The sequence below is a fragment of the Gemmatimonadales bacterium genome (assembly GCA_036500345.1).
Classification (GTDB): domain Bacteria; phylum Gemmatimonadota; class Gemmatimonadetes; order Gemmatimonadales; family GWC2-71-9; genus Palsa-1233.
In genome coordinates, this window is record DASYCE010000026.1 from 149981 (window position 1) to 172356 (window position 22376).

The window sequence follows — 22376 nt, forward strand, 5'->3', positions numbered from 1 at the left end:
GGGCGACACTCCCCGCGAACTTGTCACCGCCATCGTGGTAGGCCGCACCGAGACAGCGCAACTCTCCCTCAGCTGGGATGGAGCGCTCGCCGATGGCGGGCCACTTCTCGGCCACTCTATCCCGCTCGACACTCTGTGGGGGATCGGTTCGACCGCGCCACCGGTCCTGACCACCACGCTGCCGCTGCGACTCGGAGCGCTTCAGATCCCGGCCGGTTCGTTCAATCTCTGGGCCAGGATCACCGCGGATTCGGCGACGCTGGTCGTGACGAGCGGTGGAGGCGACAACGCTCGGACGTTCAACCCGGGACTCGTGATCGGTACCGCGCCACTCACCGCCGATTCATCAAGCGCGCCGGTCCTGCGGCTCACGATGCTGGTCAGGATCCAGCGCGTCGGACCCGACACCAACGGCGTCGAATCCGATCGGAGCGGGCGTCATGCGACGATCATTCTGCACCCCGGAACGGTCGCGACGCTGATCATCGCGTGGGGCGATTCAGGTGGTCGGTGCCGCTGTCGGCGTTGTAGCCTCGGTGAGGATGAACGCGTAGTCGGTCGCAATCTCCCGCAGCCGGTCGTATCGCCCCGATGCTCCGCCGTGCCCCGCGCCCATGTTGGTCAGCAGGAGCAGCGGCGTCGATCCCTCCTTGAACTCCCGCAGCTTTGCCACGTACTTCGCCGGCTCCCAGTACATCACTTGCGAATCGTTGAGCGACGTCCGCACCAGGATCGCCGGATACCGCGCCTTGCGCAGGTTGAGATACGGATCGTACGCGCGCATCCAGCCGAACTGCTCGGCGATCGCCGGATTGCCCCACTCCTCATACTCGCCGACGGTGAGCGGCAGCGACGGATCCGACATCGTGTTGATCACGTCGACGAACGGCACCTGGCTCACCACGGCGCGGAAGAGGTCGGGACGAAGATTCGTCACCGCCCCCATCAGGAGCCCGCCGGCACTCCCCCCTTCGATCACCAATGCATCGCGCGCGACGATGCCACGCTCGATCAACGACTCCGCCGCCTCGATGAAGTCGGTGAAGGTGTTCATCTTCTCTTCCATCCGGCCGGCATCGTGCCACTTCTTCCCCAGTTCGCCGCCGCCGCGGATGTGGGCGATCGCGACCACCATCCCGCGATCGAGCAGCGAGAGCCGATTCGACGAAAACGCCACTGGATAGGAGTACCCGTACGATCCGTAGCCGTGTAGCAGGCACGGCGCGAGATGGCCGGTGTCGCGGCGGCGCACGATCGACACCGGAATCGACGTACCGTCGGCAGCGGTGGCGTGGATCCGCTCGGAGACGTATGCGGAGGAATCGTATCCGCCGACCACTTCCTGCTGCTTGAGGAGGGTCCGGTCGTCACTGTCGAGATCGCAGTCGAAGACCGACGACGGCGTGACGAGCGACTGATAGCCGATGCGGATCCGGTCGACGTCCCACTCGGGATTGGAGTGGAGGTATGCCTCGTATGCCGGTTCCGGAAACGTCATCCGGCGCCATCCTGGCGCATCGACCCTCGCCACCGCGATCTGCGGAACGCCGTCCTCCCGTTCACTCACCACGAGGTGCCGCGCAAAGCAGTCGTGTCCTTCGATCATCACCGTGTCGCGGTGCGCAAGGATTTCGCGGAACCGTTCCCGTCGCACATCGCCAACGGGTGCCGTCACCAGCCGGAAGTTGCGGCCGGTGTCGTTGATCCGGATAACAAACACATCGCGGTACGGCTCCGGATTCGACGGCCAGATGAAATGATCGATGTCGTATTCGATCTCCGCCTCGCGCGGGAGCAACGTTTGCCACGAAGCCGCGCCGCCGGCCGCCGGCAACACGCGTGTCTCGCTGGTGGTGTGGCTGCCGCAATGCAGGACGAGCCACGCGCGGCTCCTCGTGCGCCCGACGTGAACGCCGAACGCCTCGTCATCCTCCTGGTAGATCAGCGTGTCAGCCGGCTCGCCAAAACGATGGCGCCAGAGCTGGTGTGACCGCTTGGTCACTTCGTCTTCAACGGTGTAGAAGAGTTCGCGGCCGTTGGTGGTCCACGCGATCGAGGTCACCCGTTCCCGGCGCAGGCCGAGGAGGTCGCCGGTTGCGAGGTCCTTGACCTCGAGGGTGTACTGCCGAAAGCCGGTCTCGTCGGTGGAATAGGCAAGGAATCGCGCATCATCGCTCACGACGTAATCGCCCAGCGCCATGAACGGCTTCCCGGCTGCGAGGAGATTCAGGTCCAGGACGATCTCTTCGGCGCCGCTGTCCATCGACTCACGCCGCCGGCACTGGATCCCGTACTGCTTCCCTTCCTCGGTCCGCGTGTAGTACCAGTAACCATCGCGGCGGACGGGGACCGAGAGGTCGGTCTCCTTGATCCGGCCGAGCATCTCGCGATAGAGGGTCTCCTGGAGCGAATCTGTCGGAGCGAGCACCTCGTTGGCGTACGCGTTCTCGGCTTCGAGGTAGGCAATCGTCGCCGGATCGTCCTTGTCGCGGAGCCAGGCGAAGTCGTCGGTGAAGGTCTCGCCGTGGCGAGTGGTGGATGCAGGATGGCGTGGAGCGCGGGGTGGAGTCGGCATGTCGAAATCTAGCAAGCGCTGGAATTGATTCGACTCGCGGAAGCCTCCCGACCCTTGCGTTTTCTAGTACCCGCCCCCGGATCCGCTCGAAGTATCTTGCTCCCGTCGGCGTTCACAGCGCCCCGTTGCTGCCGGGCACGGAGGTAAGATGTCGGACGATATGGGACTCCTCAGAATCGATGTAACGGTGGAGAATCAGTTGCGCCCGGGGGAGTCACGCCTGCTGCACGGCGTACTGGTCGACACCGGCGCGGAACTCAGCTGGGTCCCGAAAGGGATCCTGGAATCACTCGGCATCGAGCGCGTCAAGCAGATCGCTTTCCGCCAGGCCGATGGCTCGAGGCTCGAACGCTGGATCGGCTTCGGGATTCTCCGCGCCGCCGGCGCAGTGACGATCGACGAGATCGTCTTCGGCGAGCCGCGGGACCTCGTCCTCCTCGGCGCGCGGTCACTTGAGGGAATGAACCTCAAGGTCGACCTGGTCGAACGCCGACTCGTCGCCGGCGGCCCCATCATCGTCGCCGCAGCGGCGCCGAGTCCACCTCACTCGACCCGCGATTCAACACTTTCGGGTCGCGGTCGAACCCTTTCGGGTCCGAACCCGGCACATTCACTTCGCTATCCGAGAGAAGAGTTCACGTTCCAGCCCCATTCGATTCGCTATCCCACTCACGCGGGTCCGAGGCGAACTCGCTCAGCGCCGTGTCGCACTCACTCGGCTCCGTGTCGCACTCACTCAAGCCCGTGTCGGGCTCACTCAGCGTCCGTTGCCACTCATTTGGTCCCGACGCACGCTCACTCGGCTCCGTGGTCGACTCACTTGGCTCTGTGTCGCCCTCACTTTGTCATGAGTCGCGCTCGTTAGGTCCTGTTACGGGCTCATTCAGGTCGCTGTCGCACTCACTCGGGCTTGTTTCACCGATATTCAGTCCCCTCGCACGGCCATTCAGTCCTGCGCGACGCGAAGCGGTGGCCTTACCGCCTCATTCGGGTCGCTGTCACACCCATTCGGTCCTGCGCCGACAGAAGCGGTGCCGTGACAGACTCATTCAACCCGGTGTCAAGTTCACTCAGGCCCAAGTCAGACTCACTCAGGTCTGAGTCACACTCACTCGGGTCCGAGTCACACTCACTCAGGGCCCCGTCGCGCTGACTCACGACGTGGTCGCGTCTCTCCGGTCTCGCGTCCCCGCCGATCGCTCCCATCTCACCCTCGTTCACGGCTGCGCCACCGCCGGCGAGCCGCTTCCCGACCAATCCGATCGCCGCACCGATCAGTTAAGCACCAAGCGCCACCCCGTCAGGAGTGGCGCTCAGCTGTTCAGTGGAGGCGCAGGGAATCGAACCCTGGTCCGAATCAGCGTCCGAGACCGCATCTACGTGCGTAGGCTTCGCTTCAAGCTGAGCATCGGACCGGGGCGAAGCCACCCTTTCCGACACCTACCTCCGTCAGAGCTCAGGTTCTGGAGTGGAGGACTCCAGCGCCCTATCCCGGATTGTCGATCCCGTAACGCCGTCCCGGAAAGGCCTCGTTACAGGAGGAGCGTGAAGCGAGCGTTAGCTCAGCTTACGCAGCCATCGCCAGATCAGTGTTGGCAATTGTGTTTTTCCGACAGGATTTACCAGGATATCGGACCTGGGCACGCGACGATGTCTTCTACCAACCCGTCGAAGCCGATCGCCCCCGTAGAGCCGAAACTACCCGCCCGGCCGGAAAGTTCCTAGTTTTCTCCCGTTCCTCCCCACATAACCCGGATTTCGAGCCCACGATGCGTTTTTCCGTCGCTCCGCTGGCGCTGGCCGCCACTATGGCGATTTCGCCCTCTCCGGCGGCCGCACAGTCCCTCCCGCTGCGGCAGTCACATCTCGACGCCTCTGCCCGCGACGCCAAATTCGACCTCCCCCTCGACTCGACCTCCGACGCCCGCTGGCTCGGCGGCGGTGCCGGCGCGCCCCGATGGGACGTGGAGGGCCAGTGGGCCTATTTCACCTACGACACCACCGTCCGGGTGACCAGCGCGGTGGCACCCGAAGCGCAGTGGTGGCGCGTCTCGCGCGACGGGAAGAAGGTCGAACCGGTCGCCCGGGATCTCGCGACGCGGATCCCCGCCAACCCCGCCCGCAGTCGCGACGGATCGCGCGCCACCTGGTTCGCGCGCGGAGAATTGCGGTACTGGGAGCGTGGAAAGGGTGATCGAACGCTGCAGGTCCGCAGCGACGCCGTCTCTCCCTCCTGGTCCCCCGACGAACGCGAGATCCGCTTCACCTCCAGCGGCGATCTCTATGCCATCGATCCCGCCACCGGCGAGCAGCGTCAGCTCACTCGCGCCTTCACCCGCACCGATCCGCCGAAGGATTCGAAGGCCAACGCCGAGCTGAAGCGCGAACAGCTCGACCTCTTCGACTTCGTCCGGCGCCACAAGGAGGAGAAGGACAGCGCCGACGCCCGCCGCCGCACCGACCCGGCACCGGAGCCGTTCGTGATTCCGCGCCGCAAGGACGAGACGGTTTCCGATCTCTCCCTCTCCCCCGACCTTCACTACTCGACGTACATCGCTGCACCGAAGGTCGACGAGATTCAGACCCTCTTCGCCGACTATGTCAACGATTCCGGCGTCGTCTACACGCGCACCTCGCGCGCCAAGGTCGGCGCGCCGATCGCCAACTCGCGCGCCTGGATCGTCCGCAACGACTCGTTCGCGATCGCCGATTCGGTCAAGCCGGTTGTGGTCGACACTGCCGGCTTCGGCAAGGCGGTCCACGCCAATGCGATCTCATGGAACCGCCAGGGGACGCATCTCGTCGCGGAATTCGCGTCGAACGACTACAAGGATCGCTGGGTCGTTCTCGTCGATCCTGCCACGGGAAAGCAGCTCCGCACGCTGCATCACGAACACGACGACGACTGGATCCTGGAAACACCCGGCGTCACGTGGATGAACGACGGCGAGCATATCGCCCTCACGTCGGAGAGCAGCGGCTGGATTCATCTCTACCTCGTCGGCATCGACGGTTCGCACAAGGCGTTGACCGATGGCGACTGGGAAGTCCGCGACGCGCAGCTCTCGCGCGACGGGACGACCTGGTGGCTCACCACGTCGATGGCCCACCCCGACGAGACGCATCTCTACACCATGCCCGCCATGGGCGGCCCGATGACCCGCATCGACTCGCTCGGTGAGGGAGAGGTCACTGCGACGCGCGCACCGGACGATCGCGGGATGATCCTCCGCTGGGGGAATCCGCGAGAGCTCACCGATCTCTATCTCGTGTCGTCGATCGGCGCCAAGCCGGTGCGCGTCACGAAGAGCGGCTCCGACGCCTTCTACAGGATCGCATGGCCGGCGAGCGACTTCGTCTCCTTCGACGACGATCAGGGGAAGCCAGTCTTCGCGCGCGTCTACCGCCCTGCCAAGCAGGCGGCGACCCGTCCAGCAGTTCTCGAAATTCACGGCGCCGGTTACGCCCAGGCGGTGCACAAGACGTTCGCCGGCTCCAGCGCACACGGCGGCGCGCTCTACGCCAAGTATCTCACCGACCTCGGCATCACCTACATGGTGATCGACTACCGCGGCAGTTCAGGGTACGGCCGAGACTCGCGCGTCTCGATCTACCGCGACATGGGAGATCACGATGTCGGCTCGGCGCTGGCCGCTATCCCCTTCCTTCGCGACAAGTACCATGTCAACCCCGGGCATGTGGGCCTCTTCGGCTGTTCGTACGGCGGCTTCTACACGCTGATGGCGCTCTTCCGTCACCCGGGAGTCTTCAAGGGCGGCGTGGCGCAGTGCGCCGTCACCGACTGGGCGCACTACAACCACTGGTATACCGCGCGCATCCTCAACGGCTCGCCGGCAGAGGACACCGCCGCGTATCGCACGTCGTCGCCGATTCATTACGCCGCTGGCCTCAAGGATTCGCTGATCCTGATGCACGGCCTTGTCGACAACAATGTCGAGTATCAGGACGCAGTGCGTCTGGTGCAGCGGCTGATGGAACTCGGCAAGAGCTTCAACTTCGTGACGTACCCGATCGAGGCGCACGGGTGGGTGAACGGGATGTCCAAGAAGGATTCGCAGCGGCGGATGACGGCGCTCTGGCGGGAGATCCTGCTCAAGTAACCTCGTCCCGAGCGGAGCGGCCGAAGGTCGCGCAGTCGAGGGACCGGCTGGCCTACAAGGCGGTCGCCAGCGCTTCGTGCTCCAGATACTCGCTGAAAATCCGCTCTGCCTCGGCCATCGTCTCGACCTGAAAGAGGTGTTGGCGGAGGGCGCTCGACCCGTGCAGTCCGCGCGTGTACCATCCGAAGTGCTTCCGGAATTCGACCACTGTCTTCCGCGAATCGCCCTGCAGTTCGATCGCCAGCCGCGCGTGCTGGAGCGCAACGTCGAACTTCTCCTGGGCTCCCGGCTCCGGCGGCACGTCGTGTCCATCGAGCAGCGCGCGGGCATCGCGGAAGAGCCACGGATTTCCGAACGAACCGCGCCCGATCATGATCCCCGCGCACCCGGTGTGGCGCCACATCCGGTAGACATCCTCGGGCGACGTGATGTCGCCGTTGCCGATCACCGGCACATCGAGCGCCTCGACGACGCGTGCGATGTCGTCCCATCGCGCCTCTCCCGAAAACATCTGGGTGCGGGTCCGGGCGTGGAGCGTGAACGCCTTGGCGCCAGCGTCCTGCATCCGGAGCGCGATACCAACCGGATCGCGCGTCTCGTCCGACCAGCCACTGCGGGTCTTGACCGTCACTGGGAGATCGGTCGCGCCGACGCAGGCTCGGATGATTTCATCCACCAGGTCGAGGTCGCGGAGGCACCCTGAGCCGCCGTTGCGCTGCACGACTTTCTTGACCGGACAGCCGAAATTGATATCGATGAAATCAGGACGGTAATGCTCGGTGACGAGCGCCGCCGCGTCCGCCATCGCATCGGCGTGGGCGCCGTAGATCTGGATCCCGATCGGCCGTTCGACCTCGTCGAATTCGCACCCTTCCAGCGTTTTCGAGATCCGCCGCCGGATCGCCTCGGAGTTGAGGAACTCCGTCAACACCACGTCGGCGCCCAGCCCCCGCGAGATGCGGCGGAACGGCGCCTCGGAGACCCCCGCCATCGGCGCGAGAAAGAGGGGAATCTGGGCGTTGGTGCGGTACGGAAACTTCATCGGGAGAAATCTAAGGAAGCGCCCCCGGGAGAGCCAAATGGCTGGGCTGGATTGACGGCGTCACGATCGGATCTAACGCGTTGTACCGATTCACCTTCGGCATTACGTTCACCCCCGCGATGCAACTCCGCGACTTCTTCTCACGCGACGCGGTCTCTCTCGAGCTCTCCGCCACCGCCAAGCCGGCGGCGATCGAGGAGATGATCGGCCTCCTCGGGGTCGATCCCGAGATCGCAACGACGTTGCGGAAGTTGCTCGATCGGCGCGAAGAACTCGGCTCGACCGGAGTCGGGCGCGGGATTGCAATTCCGCACTGCCGCGCCTCGGTGATTCCGCAGCTCCGGCTGGCGTACGGGAGAGTTTCTGCGGAGGGGGGAATTTCCTACGATGCCATCGACAAGCAGCCGGTCCACCATCTCTTCCTGATCGTGGCGCCGCCGGTCGAGGTCTCCAACCTCTACCTCCCGGTCCTGGGCCGCCTCGCCCAGTTCGCCAAGGGCGACGACATCCCCGACCGCCTCGCGGCACTTACTTCACCAGATCAGTTCTTCGCGCTCCTCGACGAGCGGGCCGCGTAGCGCGCGGAGGGTGAGCACAGCGCACCTCCTGAGCAACGTGAACGAAAGGATCGGCTTGTCATTCGCGTCACTGCGCAGCGACCGGCGCGCTGATCATCTGGTTCTGGCCAAACGGCCCATCGAGAAACGACCATTCACCCACAAATCGAATCTGCTCACTCGAAGCGACGAGCTGTCTCGTCAGCTGAACCGTGGCCGACTTCGTCGGATCCAGTGCCTGCGCGATTGATGCGCATGGAACGGGGAGTGTGACGGTCTCCCACTCCCCGGCGCGGAACGCCTCAATCATCCCCGGGCAGATTGGATTGTACGCGATTGCCGCAGAGTCTCCGTTGGTCAACCGGATGGAGACCGTGTAACCCCCGGAGTCCGGCGTCGTGGAGAGGATCGTTGCCGTGACGCCCGGGGTGACGGGCATCGTCGCCGATTGAGAGTCGCAGGCGGTTGAGAGAACTGCCGCGACCAGCACGACCGCTGACACCTTGGAGACTAGCCGGGACATCGCGTTCTCCTGATCGGGACAGCGGAGTGTAGCACGCCGGTACAGCGGTCGCAAATCCTGAGAGCGCGAAGCAACCCGATCCCTCAGTCGCTGCCCCTCGACAGGCTCGGGGCAGGCGCTCCTTCGGGATGACTGGCGCCGTCGGCGCCAGTCACTCCCACTCGATCGTCGCCGGCGGCTTGCTGCTCACGTCGTAGACCACACGATTGACGCCAGCGACCTCGTTCGAGATCCGGTTCGAGATCGTCGCCAGCACATCGGGCGGGAACGGGAACCAGTCTGCCGTCATTCCGTCGCGCGATGTCACCGCGCGGAGCCCAATCACCTGGTCGTAACTCCGTCCATCACCCATGACGCCGACCGAGCGAATCGGCAGCAGCACCGCAAACGCCTGCCATATCTGATCGTAGAGTCCCGCTGCGCGAATCTCTTCGAGGTAGATCGCATCGGCCTTGCGCAGGATCTCGAGACTCGGCCGCGTGACCGCGCCAAGTATCCTGATCGCGAGTCCAGGACCGGGGAACGGATGCCTGCCGACGACATCCTCCGGCAACCCGAGTTCGCGCCCGACCTGGCGCACCTCGTCCTTGAAGAGCTCACGCAGCGGCTCGATCAACTTGAACGGCAGCCGTTCGGGCAACCCGCCAACGTTGTGATGCGTCTTGATCGTGACCGACGGGCCACCCGTGGGCGAGGTCGATTCGATCACGTCCGGGTAGAGCGTTCCCTGCACCAGGAATCCGACATCGCCGCCGACCGCGCGCGCTTCGCGCTCGAAGACGTCGATGAAGCGATGCCCGATCTTCTTGCGCTTTGTTTCCGGATCGGTGACGCCGTCGAGGTCGCCGAGAAAATCTGCCGAGGCATCGACCGTGCGGAGATCGACGCCGAGCGTCCGGCGGAAGGTGCTCTCGACCTGCTCGCGTTCGCCGAGCCTGAGGAGGCCGTGATCGACGAAGATGCAGGTGAGTTGATTGCCGATGGCGCGATGCACCAGTGCCGCCGCAACCGACGAATCGACGCCGCCCGAGAGTCCGCAGATCACGCGGCGATCACCGACCAGCTCCCGGATCTTCTTCACTTCGCCGTCGACGAAATGCTCGGGCGTCCAGTCGGGCTTGCAGCCGCAGATATCGAAGAGGAAGTTGGCCAGGATCTCGCCGCCGCGCGGCGTGTGCGCCACCTCAGGGTGGAACTGCACCGCGTGCAGCGGAAGATCGTCATGCTGAATTGCCGCGATCGGCGAATTCTCGCTCGACGCCGTCACATGCCACCCGGGAGGCGCCTCGTCGACGTGGTCGCCGTGGCTCATCCAGACCTGTGTGGTGGCGCCGGATGCGAATCCCTTGAAGAGATCGCCGCCTTCGACCTTCACATCGGCACGACCGTACTCACGCCGCGCAGCCGGGACCACTCGACCACCGGCAAGCTGCGCCAGCACCTGCATCCCGTAGCAGAGGCCGAGGACCGGAACACCGAGCGCAAGCAACTCCGGCTGCGCGGTGGGGACACCGGCGTCGTACACCGAATTCGGGCCGCCCGACAGGATCACCCCTTTCGGTCGCCACCCTCGGATCCATGCCACGTCGCGCGACGGCGGCTGGATTTCGCAATAGACACGCTGCTCGCGGATTCGCCGCGCGATCAGCTGCGTAAACTGCGATCCGAAGTCGACGATCAGGATTCCATCGGGATGGGGGGCGCTCACGGATCCTCGGTGGCAAAGGGGTCGGCGATTTCGTCGCGGAACAGATCAGAAAGGCGCTCCCGCGGACGCACCACTGCCCAGCGTCCGGCATCGACCAGCACCTCGGCGGCGCGCGCGCGGGAGTTGTAGTTGGAGCTCATCGCAAAACCGTACGCACCCGCGGCGAGCACCGCGAGAAGATCGCCCTGGGCCACGGGAGCCATTGGTCGTTCGAGGGCGAGGAAGTCGCCGGTCTCGCAGACCGGCCCAACGACATCGAGCTTGATCGGCGCCGCACCCGATGGAACCACCGGGACGATCTCGTGCCACGCCTTGTAGAGCGACGGCCGCACCAGATCGTTCATCCCCGAATCCACGACCGCGATTTCGCGGCCGCCCGAGTGCTTGCAGTAGAGGACGCGCGTGAGCATCACTCCGGCGCTTCCGACCAGGAACCGACCGGGCTCGATCTGGATGGTGCAGCCACTCTGCGTCATCATCGTGCGGAGCGGTTCGATCCAGTCGATAGGATCAAGCGGGATTTCATCCTGATAGCGAATGCCGATTCCGCCACCGAGGTCGAGCACGTCGGGCGCGTGCCCGGCGCGGCGGGCCACGTCGAGCAACGCAAGAAGGCGCTCCATCCCCGCGGCGTACGGGTCGGCCTTGAGCAACTGCGATCCGATATGCATCGCGACGGCGCCAAGGCGAATCCGCGACGTATTGTCCAGCACGCGCAGCACGTCGGCAAACTGGTCGACAGGAATCCCGAACTTGAGCCCGCCCTTCCCCGTCGTGATGTACGGATGCGTTTCGGCGGTGACGTCGGGATTGATGCGAACGCCGATGGTGACATCGCAATCGTGCATGTCGACCAGGAGCGCGATCCGCTCGAGTTCGGCGAGTGACTCCACGTTGATGTGACCGACACCCGCGGCCATCGCGGCGAGGAGCTCTTCATCGGATTTCCCCACGCCGCTGAAGATGATCCGCGACGGATCGAACCCGGCAGCGATCGCGCGAAGCAATTCACCGCCAGAGACGATGTCGGCGCCGGCGCCGAGGGTCGCGAAGATCCGCAGGATTGCGAGATTGGAATTCGCCTTGACGGCGTAGCAGATCCGATGCGGAATCTCGCCGAAGACGTCATCGAGACGTGCGAACTGCCGGCGGATCGTCGCCGCGTCGTACACAAACGCAGGCGTGCCAACCGACTCGGCGATGGCGGGCAGCGGAATCCCGCTCATAGCGAGCGCGCCGTCGCTTCCCGGAGCGAGGCCGGCGTCGCTCAGGCGCGAGTCTAGTACGCCCGCGCCCACACCGCCTCAACGGTCGCTGGCCGGCCGGTCCAGATGCACTTCTCGGGCGCCGGATTGCTGCGGAACTCTTCCATCGGGAGGCAGCGGATCGTGGCCTTCGTCTGCTCCTTGATCTCTGCTTCGACCGCCGGATCGCCACACCAGCCGGCGTAGACGAAGCCGCCGTTCCCTTCGATGAAGTCGATGAATTCCTGCTTCGACCTGGGGTTGCGGAGCGTCGCCGCTTCCTGTCGCGCTTTGGCCGCATCGAAGAGCGTCTGCTGCATCGTCGTCATTTCCTGATGAATCCGTGCGGCGATCCCGGCAAGCGGCACCGCTTCCTTGCCGCCGAGCCGACGCGCGAGCATCGCACTCTGGTTGGCGAGGTCGCGGGGCCCAAGCTCGAGGCGGAATGGGGCGCCGCGCGCTTCCCATTCGTAGTACTTGGCGCCGGGCTTCATGTCGCGCAGGTCGGACGTTGCGCGAACGCCCGCAGCGCGCAGCTCCTTGACCAGATTCTCCGCGGCTGCAGAGGTCTGGCTCTTCTCCTCATCCGATTTCCAGATCGGGATGACGACCACCTGCCACTGCGCCAGGCGCGGCGGACAGACGAGCCCCTTGTCGTCGCTGTGCGTCATGATCAGGCCGCCGACCATGCGGGTCGAGACACCCCACGACGTGCTCCAGACATGGTCGAGCCCGCCATCGGCGGTCTGGAACTGCACGTCGAACGCCTTGGCGAAGTTCTGTCCAAGGTTGTGCGACGTCCCCGCCTGCAGCGCCTTGTTGTCCTGCATCAGCGCTTCGCATGAATAGGTGCGCAGCGCACCGGCAAATCGCTCCGACGCCGTCTTCGGACCGGTGATCACCGGCATGGCCATCCACTCTTCCATGAAACGGCGATAGATGCCGAGGATCAGCAGCGTCTCCGCTTCGGCTTCGGCTTCCGTGGCGTGCGCGGTGTGCCCTTCCTGCCAGAGGAATTCGGTGGTGCGCAGGAAGAGGCGGGTCCGAAGCTCCCAGCGGACGACGTTCGCCCACTGATTGATCAGGAGCGGGAGATCGCGCCACGACTGGATCCACTTGCCGTACATCGCATAGATGATCGTCTCCGAGGTCGGGCGGACGACGAGCGGTTCTTCGAGCTCCTTGCCGCCGCCATGCGTCACGACCGCGGTCTCCGGCGCGAATCCCTCGACGTGCTGCGCTTCCTTGGCGAGGAACGATTGCGGGATGAAAAGCGGGAAGTAGGCGTTCTGGTGGCCGGTGTCCTTGAACATCCGGTCGAGCGCCGCCTGCATCTCCTCCCAGATCGCGTAGCCGTTGGGACGGATCACCATGCAGCCGCGCACCGGCGAATAGTCGGCGAGCTCCGCCTTCATGATCACTTCGTTGTACCAGGCGGAGAAGTCTTCTGCGCGCGTGGTGAGCGATTTCGAATCAGCCATGATTTATCGGAGAGTGAGAGACGAGGGACGACACACGGGCAACGATCTCACTGCGCGACACGCTTTCCTGTGTCTTTGTCTTGAGATCCTTGATCTGCGCTTCATTGCGGGCCCGATCGTCAGGCCCGATCACGACGGCGACGCGCGCACCGCGTGTATTGGCGAGGGTGAGCTGCTTGCCGACCGCGGCGTTGGTGAAGGCATACTCGACGCGAATACCTGCGTCGCGGAGGAGGTGCGCGACGCGCAGCACCTCGGCGACGTCATCGGGCGTCACGCTCGCGACGAAGACCTCGATCGACGACGGCGCGGCGGGATGGAGTCCGCGATCCTTCAGAAGCTCGCCGAGCACGACGTCGCCCATCCCGAAGCCGACGGCTGGGAGATCCGAGCCGCCGAGGGAGGCGAGCAGATTGTCATAGCGTCCGCCGCCGCAGATCGCGCGCAGTTCGCCCTTGGCATCGAATAGTTCGAAGACGGTGCCGGTGTAATACGCGAGGCCTCGGACGATGGTCATGTCGACATCTAGCCAGTCGCCTAGCCCCAGGTCCTCGACGCCCCGAATGGTTCGCCCGAGATGGGAGTCAGTCGGAATTGCCCCAGTGAACGGGCCAACGAGGCTCAAGACTGACGCCATTAACGGCGGCGTGAGTTCGTCCGCCAGCATCGCCTCCGCACCGGCTCGGTCCTTCCCAAGTCGGTCGAAAGCACGCAGAATCGCAGGCGTCGCCTCCGGAATCTTGGTCACTGCTTCAATTGCGCTGACTACCGTGCGTCGATCGCTGATCTTCACCCGCACATCCGCCGGCCCGAGCCCGAACGCTCGCATCATGTCGATCGCCAGCGCGATGATCTCCGCATCGGCAAGCGGCCCCGCCTCCCCCAGAAGGTCGCAGTTGAGCTGGAAGTGCTCGCGCAGCCTGCCCCGCTGTTGCCGCTCGTAGCGGAAGAGCTGGGGGATCGAGAACCATCTGATCGGCTTCTTGAGGCCGTTGGCCCGGGCACCGACCATCCGGGCCAGCGTCGGGGTCATCTCGGGGCGGAGCGCGACCTCCCGGTCTCCCTTGTCGGTGAAGTTGTACAGCTGGCCCACGATCTCGTCGCCGCTCTTGGTGGTGTAGAGGTCGAGCGGCTCGAGGGGGGGGCCGTCGTACTCCTCGAAGCCATACCGGGACGCCACTTCGCGCCAGACGCGGAAGATGTGCGCCCTGAGCGCGAACTCCTCGGGAAAGAAGTCGCGAAAACCCGGTAAACCCTTGGAAATCATCGCCCAAGATACATGGCGGAGGGGGGGTCGGCGAAGGGTTTACGGCGTTCCCGCAACCATTTGAAGGGTGTAGACGTCTTACATCCTTAGGCTGTAGACTGTCTACATCCTCCGCCAGGAGATTCCGGTGCCCCGCAAGCCGCGCCCTTCCGATTCCCGGATCGAAGTGCTCCAGGGAACGCTCGACCTGATCATCCTGCAGGCACTCCGCTGGGGGCCGGCACACGGCTACCGGCTGTTGCAGTTGATCCGCTCCACCACCGACGGCGTCCTCCAGGTCGACACCGGGTCGCTCTACCCCGCCCTCCATCGCCTCGCGCGGCAACGGTGGGTGAGTGCCGCGTGGGAGACGTCGGAAAACGGCCAGCGGGTGCGCGTGTACCGGCTCACCCCGTCGGGCACCCGCCAGCTCGCGATCGAACGGTCGCGCTGGGAGCAGCTGGGCCGGGCGATCGCCGGAATGTTTGCAGCGCCGGTCAAGGAGGACGCGTGAACCGCCCACACGATCGCGATGACGAACTCGACGCCGAACTCGCCAGTCATCTGGAGATGGCGAAGCGCGACCGGCTCGCCGCAGGCGAATCCGCCGATGACGCGAAACACAACTCCCGCCGCGAGTTCGGCAACCTGGCCCACGTGAAGGAAGTCACGCGCGACGGATGGGCCGGCGCCACGTGGGAGCGGATCATGCAGGATCTCCGGTTCGCCTTCCGCTCGCTCCGCCGGGTGCCGCTCTTCGCCGCGGTCGCGATTGCGACGATGGCCCTCGGCATCGGCGCCAACACCGCGATCTTCTCGGTGATCGATGGCGTGGTGCTCCGCCCGTTGCCATACCCGCATCCGGAGCGACTGATCTACATCACCAGCCGCTTCCCGGCGATGAATCTCGATCATTTCCCGATCGATCTCGGCGAGTATCTCGATCTCAGCGAACGGAACCACTCCTTCGCATCGCTCTCGGCGTACACCCTCGGCGCCGTGAACGTTGGTGGTACCGCGCATCCGACCCGCGTGGTGTCGGCAGCGATGGTCGGAGATCTCTTTCACGCCCTTGGCGTGGCACCTGCGATCGGTCGAGGATTCACCGAGGCAGATTCGCACCCGCAGGCGCCGCCGGTGGCGGTGCTATCGTACGAAGTGTGGCAGTCGGTCTATGGCGGAGATCGTGGCCTTGTGGGGCACAGCATCGACATCGACGGCGTGACCACCACCGTAGTCGGGATCATGCCGAAGGCGTTCGACTTCCGCGACCAGGGGATCCGCATCTGGCAGCCGTTCACCTACGACCCGGCGCAGCGCGATCAGTTCCGCGGCGGCCATTTCCTCTATCTCCTGGGCCGGCTCAAGCCGACAGTGACGCTGGCGACCGCTCGAGTCGAGCTTCAGTCACTACTGGCGCGGTGGGCAGCCGACGACGGCGTCCCCGCCACCGTGGCGCCCAATCAGCGCCGCCTGCACACGCCAACTCCGCAACATGCGTTGCGCTATGACGACCTGCAGGCCGACATGGTGGGAAGCGCCGGTCCGGCGCTCTGGATCCTGCAGGGCGCGGTCGGGCTGGTGCTCCTGATTGCCTGCGCCAACATGGCGAACCTGCTTCTTGTTCGTGCCGAGTCACGGCGCAAGGAGTTGATGGTACGTGCAGCGCTCGGCGCGGGACGATGGAGACTGGTTCGGCAGTTCGTCGCCGAAAGCGTCATCCTTTCGCTTGCCGGCGGCCTCGTCGGCGTGGTGGTCGCGCAGTGGGGGCTGCACGCGCTCCTGGCAGCCAACGGCGGCAGCATCCCGCGCGCAACGAGTGTGCACATCAATCTCGCGGTCCTGGGGTTCACGGTGGTGCTGGCGGTGGGAACGGGGCTGGTCTTCGGGTCAGTGCCGCTGCTGCAGGTGCGCCGCGAATCGGTAAGCGGCGCGCTGCGCAACAGCGAGTCGCGCACCACCGCCGGAACGGCACGGCACCGGGTGCGCAACGCGCTGGTCGTCGCCGAGATGGCGCTCGCCGTCATGCTGGTCATCGGCGCGGGGCTCGCGATCCGGTCGTTCTGGAAGCTGATGCAGGTCGATTCCGGCTTTGATCGGAGCAACCTGACCACCTTCAACCTGGTCCTCCCCGCGCAGCAGTATGCCGACAGCAACCGGCGCATCGCGCTCTTCGAGAGCGTGATCAGCCGGATCAAGGCGATCCCCGGAGTGAAAGACGTGGCGGCGATGAGCGGGCTCCCGCCGCAGCGACCGATCAACGCCAACGACACCAAGTTCATCGGGCTTCCGACTGGTCCGAACATCCCGATGCAGAATGTCGACTACTGGCAGTTCGTCACACCGGGGTACCTCGGCACGATGAAGATCCCTGTCGTCCAGGGTCGGGGATTCGAGCCGGGAGACGGCCCGATGCAGCCGCCCGTCGTCCTGGTGAATGAGGCGCTCGCCAAGCGCTTCTTCCCGGGACAGAGCGCGATCGGCCGGCAGGTGCAGCCCGGTGGGTCGCCGGCGGTGTTCACCATCGTCGGCGTGGTGAAGGATGTGAAACAGCAGGGGCTCGATGCGAGCGTCGGTACCGAGCTATACATCGACTATGACCAGACGCCGCTGGATATGGGATTCACTCCCCGCAACATGAATCTCGTGGTGCGGTCGACTCAATCGACGGCAGCGCTTGCGGCGCCGATTCGAAGCGTGCTCGCGGACGTCGATCCGGAGCTTCCGATCTCGAGCTTCCGCAGCATGGACGACGTCTTCGCCGCGGCGACGAGCCGGCCGCACTTCCTCGCGCAGCTGCTCAGCGGCTTCGGTGCCATTGCGCTGCTCCTCGCCGCGATCGGGACGTATGGCGTGCTGTCGTATTCCGTCTCCGAGCGCCGTCGCGAGCTGGCAATCCGCATGGCACTTGGCGCCGCGAAGAGCGGCGTGCTGTCGATCGTGTTGCGGCGCGGGATGACGCTGGCTGCGGCGGGTGTGGGCGCCGGGCTCGTCGGCGCACTGATCGTGACGCGACTCGTCCGGGCGATTCTCTTCGATGTCTCTGCGACCGACACCGTCACGTTCGTCGTGGTGGGACTCTTCATGGCGGCGGTGGCGCTGGTGGCGTGCCTCATTCCGGCGTGGAATGCGACACGAGTCGATCCGATCACCGCGCTGCGGACCGAATGAGATAGCGGGGTACCCGCGAACTGGCACGCCGCACCGGAGCGCACCGTGTGACGATGTCGTGACACGGATGCGCTCCCGTGACGCCGTCGTGGTGCGATACCTTGTAACACGTGACCGCATCGCCGGGCTCTCCAGACCCGAACGCCAGCAAGCCGCGCGCGCCAGAATCGCTCTCGGGGCGCACCATTGACGACCGATTCCATCTCGCCGAAGAGATCGGCGAAGGCGGAATGGCGACGGTGTATCGCGCACATGACGCCGTATCCGGCGTCGATGTCGCCGTGAAGGTGCTCCACGCCGCGCTCGTTGCCGACGCCACGTCGATGGCGCGCCTGCGACAGGAGGCCGCCCTCGGCGCGCAACTCACCCACCCCAACCTCTGCAACATCATCAGCATCGGCGAGCGCGGCGACGTCGTCTACGTCGTGATGCCGCTCCTCACCGGTGAGGCGCTCTGCGATCGAGCATACCGGGCGGCGCAACTCGATCTCGCATCCACCGCGACGTTTGTTCGCGACATCAGTGCCGGTCTGCATGCCGCCCACGACCTGGGGATCGTCCATCGCGATCTCAAGCCCGAGAATGTGATGATCGTGGCGAACGGTGACGGGACCGAGCGCGCAGTTCTGCTCGATTTCGGACTCGCGACGGCGCGGCTGAGCAGCCCTGGCTGGCAGAAACTCACCCGGACGGGGATGGTGGTGGGCACGCCGGAGTTCATGAGCCCAGAGCAGATGCGCGGCAAGGCGCTCGATCAGCGGAGCGACATCTACTCGCTGGCGTTCATGACCTACGAGTTGCTGACCGGCCAGCTCCCTGTGGAGGCGCAGACGCTGCGCGAGATGGCGGTCGCGCGGATCAAGGGCGACTTGATTCCGATCCGGACTCGGCGTCCCGACCTCGCGTTCCCGAAAGCGGTGGAAACGGTGCTGGCGAAGGCGCTGGAGCCCGATCCCGATGACCGGTACCAGACCGCGCCGCAGTTTGGGGAGGCGTTCTGGCGCGCGGCGAGGAGCCGAGCGGACGGTGGCGGGTTGTTCGGCTGGCTCCGGCGCTGAGTTGCTCAATCGGAAACATCGTGACGGTGCCGTGACAGCGGCGATTTATCTCTGAACGAACCGGGTGATCACCACCAACATGGATGGACTCTCATGGCCGACGAAGAAGAACAGCTGCGGATCGTCCTGACTCCCGAGCAGCGCGAAATGGTGCGCCGGATGTCGGGACAGAACATCGACGCGATCGAACTCAATCCGGAAGACACCAAGAAGGGTGGCGGCCCGCTGAAGTTCCTGTGGCGGTTGTCGAGCGCGTCCGGGATTCCGCGGCAGCGGTGGGGGATGGACGATGAGGAGGAGAAGAAGTAGGGCGGGGTCGACGCGTACTGATTGACAATTCTCCGGTGGCGGCGGATGCTTGGTGAGCTTCTCACACCATGGCATCGACCGGAGTACCGGATCCGAATCCTCAGCAGCATCTGGACTGCGTCGGTCCTCGGCCTCCTCGCCTGCCACACGGACGCAATCGTCAGTCCTCCGATCAGCACAACGACACCGCTCAATTCCGGCGCCCCGACGCGGCTCACGGTCAATCCTGACCAGGACTACTGGCCAGCATGGACGCAGGACGGTCGTGGCGTGCTGTATGCCTTTGTCGACCAACAGAACCCGGCGCATCGATGCCTCGGCCTGCTCCCTCCTGACGGAGGGACAAGGCTCTGGCAACTCTGCGACAATCGCGCGGTTCGTGCCGACACCCTCTCGAGTTACACGGCCTTTGCGCTAGACAGCACCGGCAGGCTTCTCCTCGTGGAGGCCGTCAGTCCACCCGGCGCCTTTGCGTCGTTCCCGGTCGCGATTCGGCTCCAGCTCACCGACACAGCAACTCCGTACGTTCGCTCAACGCTTCTCACGCTGCCGGTCACCGTTGGACACACTGTCGTGACCTGGCTCAGTGACATCGCGTGGACCGGGCCGAACTCGTTCCTGGCGCTCGGTCAACAGTTCACCTCGCAGAGTTATCCATCTCCGTGCTCCGGACGGTTTGCGTGCATTGACTCACTGTTTGGTGCGAACGGCATTGTCATCAAGGGTACGCTCGCCGGTTCGGGAGCAACGCTTGAACCGGTTGTCGGAACTGACAGTGCCACCGGATACTCCGTCGTTGACGACGGTGCGTCGATCGCCTTCATCCGGGGAGCGGATGGCCGATTGTTCGAGGTCGCCCTCAGCGGCGGGCCGGTCGATTCGGTCGCGACAATACTCCCCGGGCACGCCACGTTGCTCGGACTGGCTTGCCGTAGCGACGTCTGTCTGGTAGCCGCCGGCAGTCAGCTGATGGAGGTGTCGCTCACCGATGGGACTATCCATGTGGTAGCCGCGGCCGGGCTCATCGCGACGCCGATTCTGTCGCCGATTTCGCGTGATGTCGTGGCCCAGATCGGCGGCGCAGCGGGGCACATTGCTTCAAGCCACCATCTGGAGTGGTCCGATCTGTACCTCTACAAGGACGTGTTTCCGACGCCGTAGAGTCTCACACCTCCATCCCCAGCGCTTCCATCACATCACCAACGGTGTGGAACGACCCGGTGACGAGCACCGTTGACGCCCCGCGCTGCACCCGCTCCAGTGCGGCGTCGAACTCCGGCACCAGATGCCACTCGGCGCGCGCCGCCGGACGTGCCGGATCTGCCAGCCAGCGCTCGAGCCATCCGAGATCCCACTTCCGGGTGTCGGCGCTGGGCGCCACGGTGAGAATGCCGACGTCGATCGCCTGATCAAGTTCGACCAGCATCTCCGGCCATTCCTTGTCGCCGAGGATCGATACCAGCGCGTGAATCGGGCGGGCGGGTCGCGTCTCGTGCAGCGTTGCCATCAGCGCGCGCATGCTGTCGGGGTTGTGCGCGACGTCGAAGATCCACTTCCCACGCCGATCGAATCGTCCGGCGATCCGGGCGCGGGCAAAGGCCGCTGCGATCGCATCGTCTGACGGATGAAGCGGTGCCGGGAGCGCGTCGAGCACGGCGCTCGCGACCGCGGCGTTGCGGATCTGGTGCGGGCCGATGAGTCCGAGCTTGCCACGCCACCGCGCATCGGGCGGAACGACGATCGGCAGATACGCTCCGACCGCGGATTCGCTCGCGATTCGCGCTTCGCCGGCCTCACGGACGACATCCGCGAGCCATGGATCACCCTCACCGATCACGAATGGCACTCCTGGCTTGGCGATGCCGGCCTTCTCTGCGGCAATCAGCTCGACCGTGTCGCCGAGATATTTCTGGTGATCGAGCGCGATGTGGGTGACCACGCTCACCAGCGGCGCGATCACGTTGGTGCTGTCGAGCCTTCCGCCGAGGCCCACTTCGATCACTGCGATGTCGACCTCGCGCGCGGAGAAATGGGCGAAGGCGATCGCCGTCGTTGCTTCGAAAAACGTTGCCTGGTGTTCCTCGATCGCCGGGCGAAGCGTCTCGGTCCAGGCGGCGACGGCGTCTTCGGTGATCGCGACGCCGTCGACCGTGATCCGCTCGCGAAACGAGATCAGGTGGGGTGAGGTATAGAGCCCGACGCGAAGTCCGTGCGCCCGGAGTGCCTCCGCCACCAGCGTCGAGACACTCCCCTTCCCGTTGGTGCCGGCGATGTGGATTGAGGGAAAGAATTGCTGCGGCTCACCGATCGACGCGAGCAATGCTCGCGTCGTGTCGAGTCCGAACTTGATCTGGGTGGTGCGGGGAAAGAGGTAGTCGAGGGCGGCTGAGTAACCGATCGGGCTCACGCCGCCGCGTCTGGGGTCGCCTGCTTCACCTTCCGGCCGCGCATGTGGCGGAGCAGCCGCGACGTCGTCTCGCGCAGCGAAGCGCGCGGCACCACGTCATCGACCTGCCCTTTTTCGAGGAGGAATTCAGCGGTCTGGAACCCTTCGGGGAGGTCCTGCCCGATCGTCTGCTTGATCACGCGCTGCCCCGCAAAGCCGATCACGGCTCCCGGCTCCGCCAGGATCACATCACCCTGCATCGCGAACGATGCCGAAACGCCACCGGTCGTCGGATCGGTCAGGATCGTGATGTACGGCACCGCCGCCTGCTTCATCAGCGAGATCGCCGCAGAGGTCTTGGCCATCTGCATCAGCGAGAGGGCGCCCTCCTGCATTCGCGCTCCACCCGAGGTGCAGACCACCACCATCGGAATCCTCTTGTCGGCGGAGCGACGCGCCAGACGCGCAATCTTCTCCCCCACCACCGATCCCATCGACCCGCCCATGAACCGGAAGTTCATCACGCCAAGATGAAGCGGCTGCGTATCGAGCCTTGCCAAGCCGGTGTAGATCGCGTCGGACTCACCGGCCTTCTTGCGCGAGGCAACGAGCCGGTCAGCATAATGCTCGAAATTGAGCGGGTCGCCCGACTTGAGGTCGGCGTTGAGTTCCTTCCAGCTCCCCTCGTCGGTCAGCAGCTCGACGTATTCCTCGGCGCTGAACCGCTTATGCGTACCGCATTCAGGGCAGACGTTGAGCGACTTCTGGAACTTCTCCCGAATATCGATATGCCCGCACGACTCGCACTTTTCCCACGCATCAGCGGGAATCTCGAGGCGCTCACGGGGAGCGGTTCGCGGCTTGCGCTCTTTCTTGAACCACGCCATCACAGCCATACGACCTTGGGTTGCGAGGGCCTTCTGGTGCTCATGGTAGTTGCACTGAACGTGCGGCA

17 protein-coding genes and 1 other RNA gene are annotated in these 22376 nt (G+C 65.0%); 7 read left to right on the forward strand and 11 right to left on the reverse strand.

Features of this window, described 5'->3' with window-relative positions:
- Positions 1-201: 201 nt before the first annotated feature.
- From VGM20_11935 to ssrA, 3 genes are all read right to left on the reverse strand, one after another.
- Entirely contained in the window at positions 202-372 is a 171-nt protein-coding gene (locus VGM20_11935) for a hypothetical protein (protein HEY4101573.1), read from the reverse strand.
- A 127-nt stretch (positions 373-499) separates the two neighbouring features.
- Positions 500-2575 carry a S9 family peptidase gene (locus tag VGM20_11940; GenBank protein HEY4101574.1) on the reverse strand — a complete coding sequence of 692 codons (2076 nt, stop codon included), beginning with the start codon at positions 2573-2575 and terminating at the stop codon, positions 500-502.
- Positions 2576-3897: 1322 nt separating this feature from the next.
- Positions 3898-4261: a transfer-messenger RNA gene (ssrA, locus tag VGM20_11945) on the reverse strand.
- Positions 4262-4344: 83 nt separating this feature from the next.
- Here ssrA and VGM20_11950 point away from each other — a divergent pair.
- Entirely contained in the window at positions 4345-6696 is a 2352-nt protein-coding gene (locus VGM20_11950; protein HEY4101575.1) for a prolyl oligopeptidase family serine peptidase, read from the forward strand.
- 52 nt (positions 6697-6748) lie between these two features.
- Here VGM20_11950 and dusB read toward each other — a convergent pair whose 3' ends face one another.
- Entirely contained in the window at positions 6749-7738 is a 990-nt protein-coding gene (gene dusB, locus VGM20_11955; protein HEY4101576.1) for a tRNA dihydrouridine synthase DusB, read from the reverse strand.
- Positions 7739-7818: 80 nt separating this feature from the next.
- On the opposite strand from dusB, the gene VGM20_11960 reads away from it, so the two are divergent.
- A complete protein-coding gene (locus tag VGM20_11960; GenBank protein ID HEY4101577.1) occupies positions 7819-8316 on the forward strand; it encodes a PTS sugar transporter subunit IIA in 498 nt (165 codons plus the stop codon).
- A gap of 67 nt (positions 8317-8383) precedes the next feature.
- On the opposite strand, the gene VGM20_11965 is transcribed toward VGM20_11960, so the two are convergent.
- The 5 genes from VGM20_11965 to hisS form a co-directional block, all read right to left on the reverse strand.
- Entirely contained in the window at positions 8384-8734 is a 351-nt protein-coding gene (locus VGM20_11965; GenBank protein HEY4101578.1) for a hypothetical protein, read from the reverse strand.
- Positions 8735-8969: 235 nt separating this feature from the next.
- The gene (gene guaA, locus VGM20_11970) at positions 8970-10526 is read right to left on the reverse strand and encodes a glutamine-hydrolyzing GMP synthase (GenBank protein HEY4101579.1); all 1557 of its coding nucleotides are present in this window, start codon (positions 10524-10526) and stop codon (positions 8970-8972) included.
- Positions 10523-11824 (reverse strand): diaminopimelate decarboxylase, encoded by a 1302-nt coding sequence (gene lysA / locus VGM20_11975; GenBank protein HEY4101580.1) that lies wholly within the window; start codon positions 11822-11824, stop codon positions 10523-10525. Before lysA ends, guaA begins: the two co-directional genes overlap by 4 nt.
- A complete protein-coding gene (proS, locus tag VGM20_11980; GenBank protein ID HEY4101581.1) occupies positions 11806-13251 on the reverse strand; it encodes a proline--tRNA ligase in 1446 nt (481 codons plus the stop codon). Before proS ends, lysA begins: the two co-directional genes overlap by 19 nt.
- On the reverse strand, positions 13244-14518 hold the full coding sequence (hisS, locus tag VGM20_11985) for a histidine--tRNA ligase (protein HEY4101582.1): 1275 nt from the start codon (positions 14516-14518) through the stop codon (positions 13244-13246). Before hisS ends, proS begins: the two co-directional genes overlap by 8 nt.
- A 127-nt stretch (positions 14519-14645) precedes the next feature.
- Between hisS and VGM20_11990 the strand changes: the two genes are divergently transcribed.
- The 5 genes from VGM20_11990 (at position 14646) to VGM20_12010 (ending at position 20196) form a co-directional block, all read left to right on the forward strand.
- Positions 14646-15011, forward strand: coding sequence for a PadR family transcriptional regulator (locus VGM20_11990; GenBank protein HEY4101583.1), 366 nt, complete (start codon positions 14646-14648; stop codon positions 15009-15011).
- Positions 15008-17668: an ABC transporter permease gene (locus VGM20_11995; GenBank protein HEY4101584.1), complete on the forward strand. Its 2661-nt coding sequence runs from the start codon at positions 15008-15010 to the stop codon at positions 17666-17668. The genes VGM20_11990 and VGM20_11995 overlap by 4 nt, the downstream gene beginning before the upstream one ends.
- A 110-nt stretch (positions 17669-17778) precedes the next feature.
- Complete coding sequence (locus VGM20_12000; GenBank protein ID HEY4101585.1) at positions 17779-18726, forward strand: serine/threonine-protein kinase; 948 nt, start codon at positions 17779-17781, stop codon at positions 18724-18726.
- A gap of 93 nt (positions 18727-18819) precedes the next feature.
- Positions 18820-19035 carry a hypothetical protein gene (locus VGM20_12005; GenBank protein HEY4101586.1) on the forward strand — a complete coding sequence of 72 codons (216 nt, stop codon included), beginning with the start codon at positions 18820-18822 and terminating at the stop codon, positions 19033-19035.
- A gap of 45 nt (positions 19036-19080) precedes the next feature.
- Positions 19081-20196 (forward strand): hypothetical protein, encoded by a 1116-nt coding sequence (locus tag VGM20_12010; protein HEY4101587.1) that lies wholly within the window; start codon positions 19081-19083, stop codon positions 20194-20196.
- A 4-nt stretch (positions 20197-20200) separates the two neighbouring features.
- On the opposite strand, the gene VGM20_12015 is transcribed toward VGM20_12010, so the two are convergent.
- Both VGM20_12015 and accD read right to left on the reverse strand, forming a co-directional pair.
- Complete coding sequence (locus tag VGM20_12015; GenBank protein HEY4101588.1) at positions 20201-21442, reverse strand: Mur ligase family protein; 1242 nt, start codon at positions 21440-21442, stop codon at positions 20201-20203.
- Positions 21439-22308, reverse strand: coding sequence for an acetyl-CoA carboxylase, carboxyltransferase subunit beta (gene accD / locus VGM20_12020; GenBank protein ID HEY4101589.1), 870 nt, complete (start codon positions 22306-22308; stop codon positions 21439-21441). Before accD ends, VGM20_12015 begins: the two co-directional genes overlap by 4 nt.
- Between the last annotated feature and the right edge of the window lie 68 nt (positions 22309-22376).

Excerpts from the sequence above, each read along its gene's own strand:
- VGM20_11940 (HEY4101574.1), bottom strand. The coding sequence starts at position 2,575 with ATGCCGACTCCACCCCGCGCTCCACGCCATCCTGCATCCACCACTCGC.
- VGM20_11950 (HEY4101575.1), top strand. The coding sequence starts at position 4,345 with ATGCGTTTTTCCGTCGCTCCGCTGGCGCTGGCCGCCACTATGGCGATT.
- dusB (HEY4101576.1), bottom strand. The coding sequence starts at position 7,738 with ATGAAGTTTCCGTACCGCACCAACGCCCAGATTCCCCTCTTTCTCGCG.
- VGM20_11965 (HEY4101578.1), bottom strand. The coding sequence starts at position 8,734 with ATGCCCGTCACCCCGGGCGTCACGGCAACGATCCTCTCCACGACGCCG.
- proS (HEY4101581.1), bottom strand. The coding sequence starts at position 13,251 with ATGGCTGATTCGAAATCGCTCACCACGCGCGCAGAAGACTTCTCCGCC.
- hisS (HEY4101582.1), bottom strand. The coding sequence starts at position 14,518 with ATGATTTCCAAGGGTTTACCGGGTTTTCGCGACTTCTTTCCCGAGGAG.
- VGM20_12005 (HEY4101586.1), top strand. The coding sequence starts at position 18,820 with ATGGCCGACGAAGAAGAACAGCTGCGGATCGTCCTGACTCCCGAGCAG.
- VGM20_12010 (HEY4101587.1), top strand. The coding sequence starts at position 19,081 with ATGCTTGGTGAGCTTCTCACACCATGGCATCGACCGGAGTACCGGATC.
- accD (HEY4101589.1), bottom strand. The coding sequence starts at position 22,308 with ATGGCGTGGTTCAAGAAAGAGCGCAAGCCGCGAACCGCTCCCCGTGAG.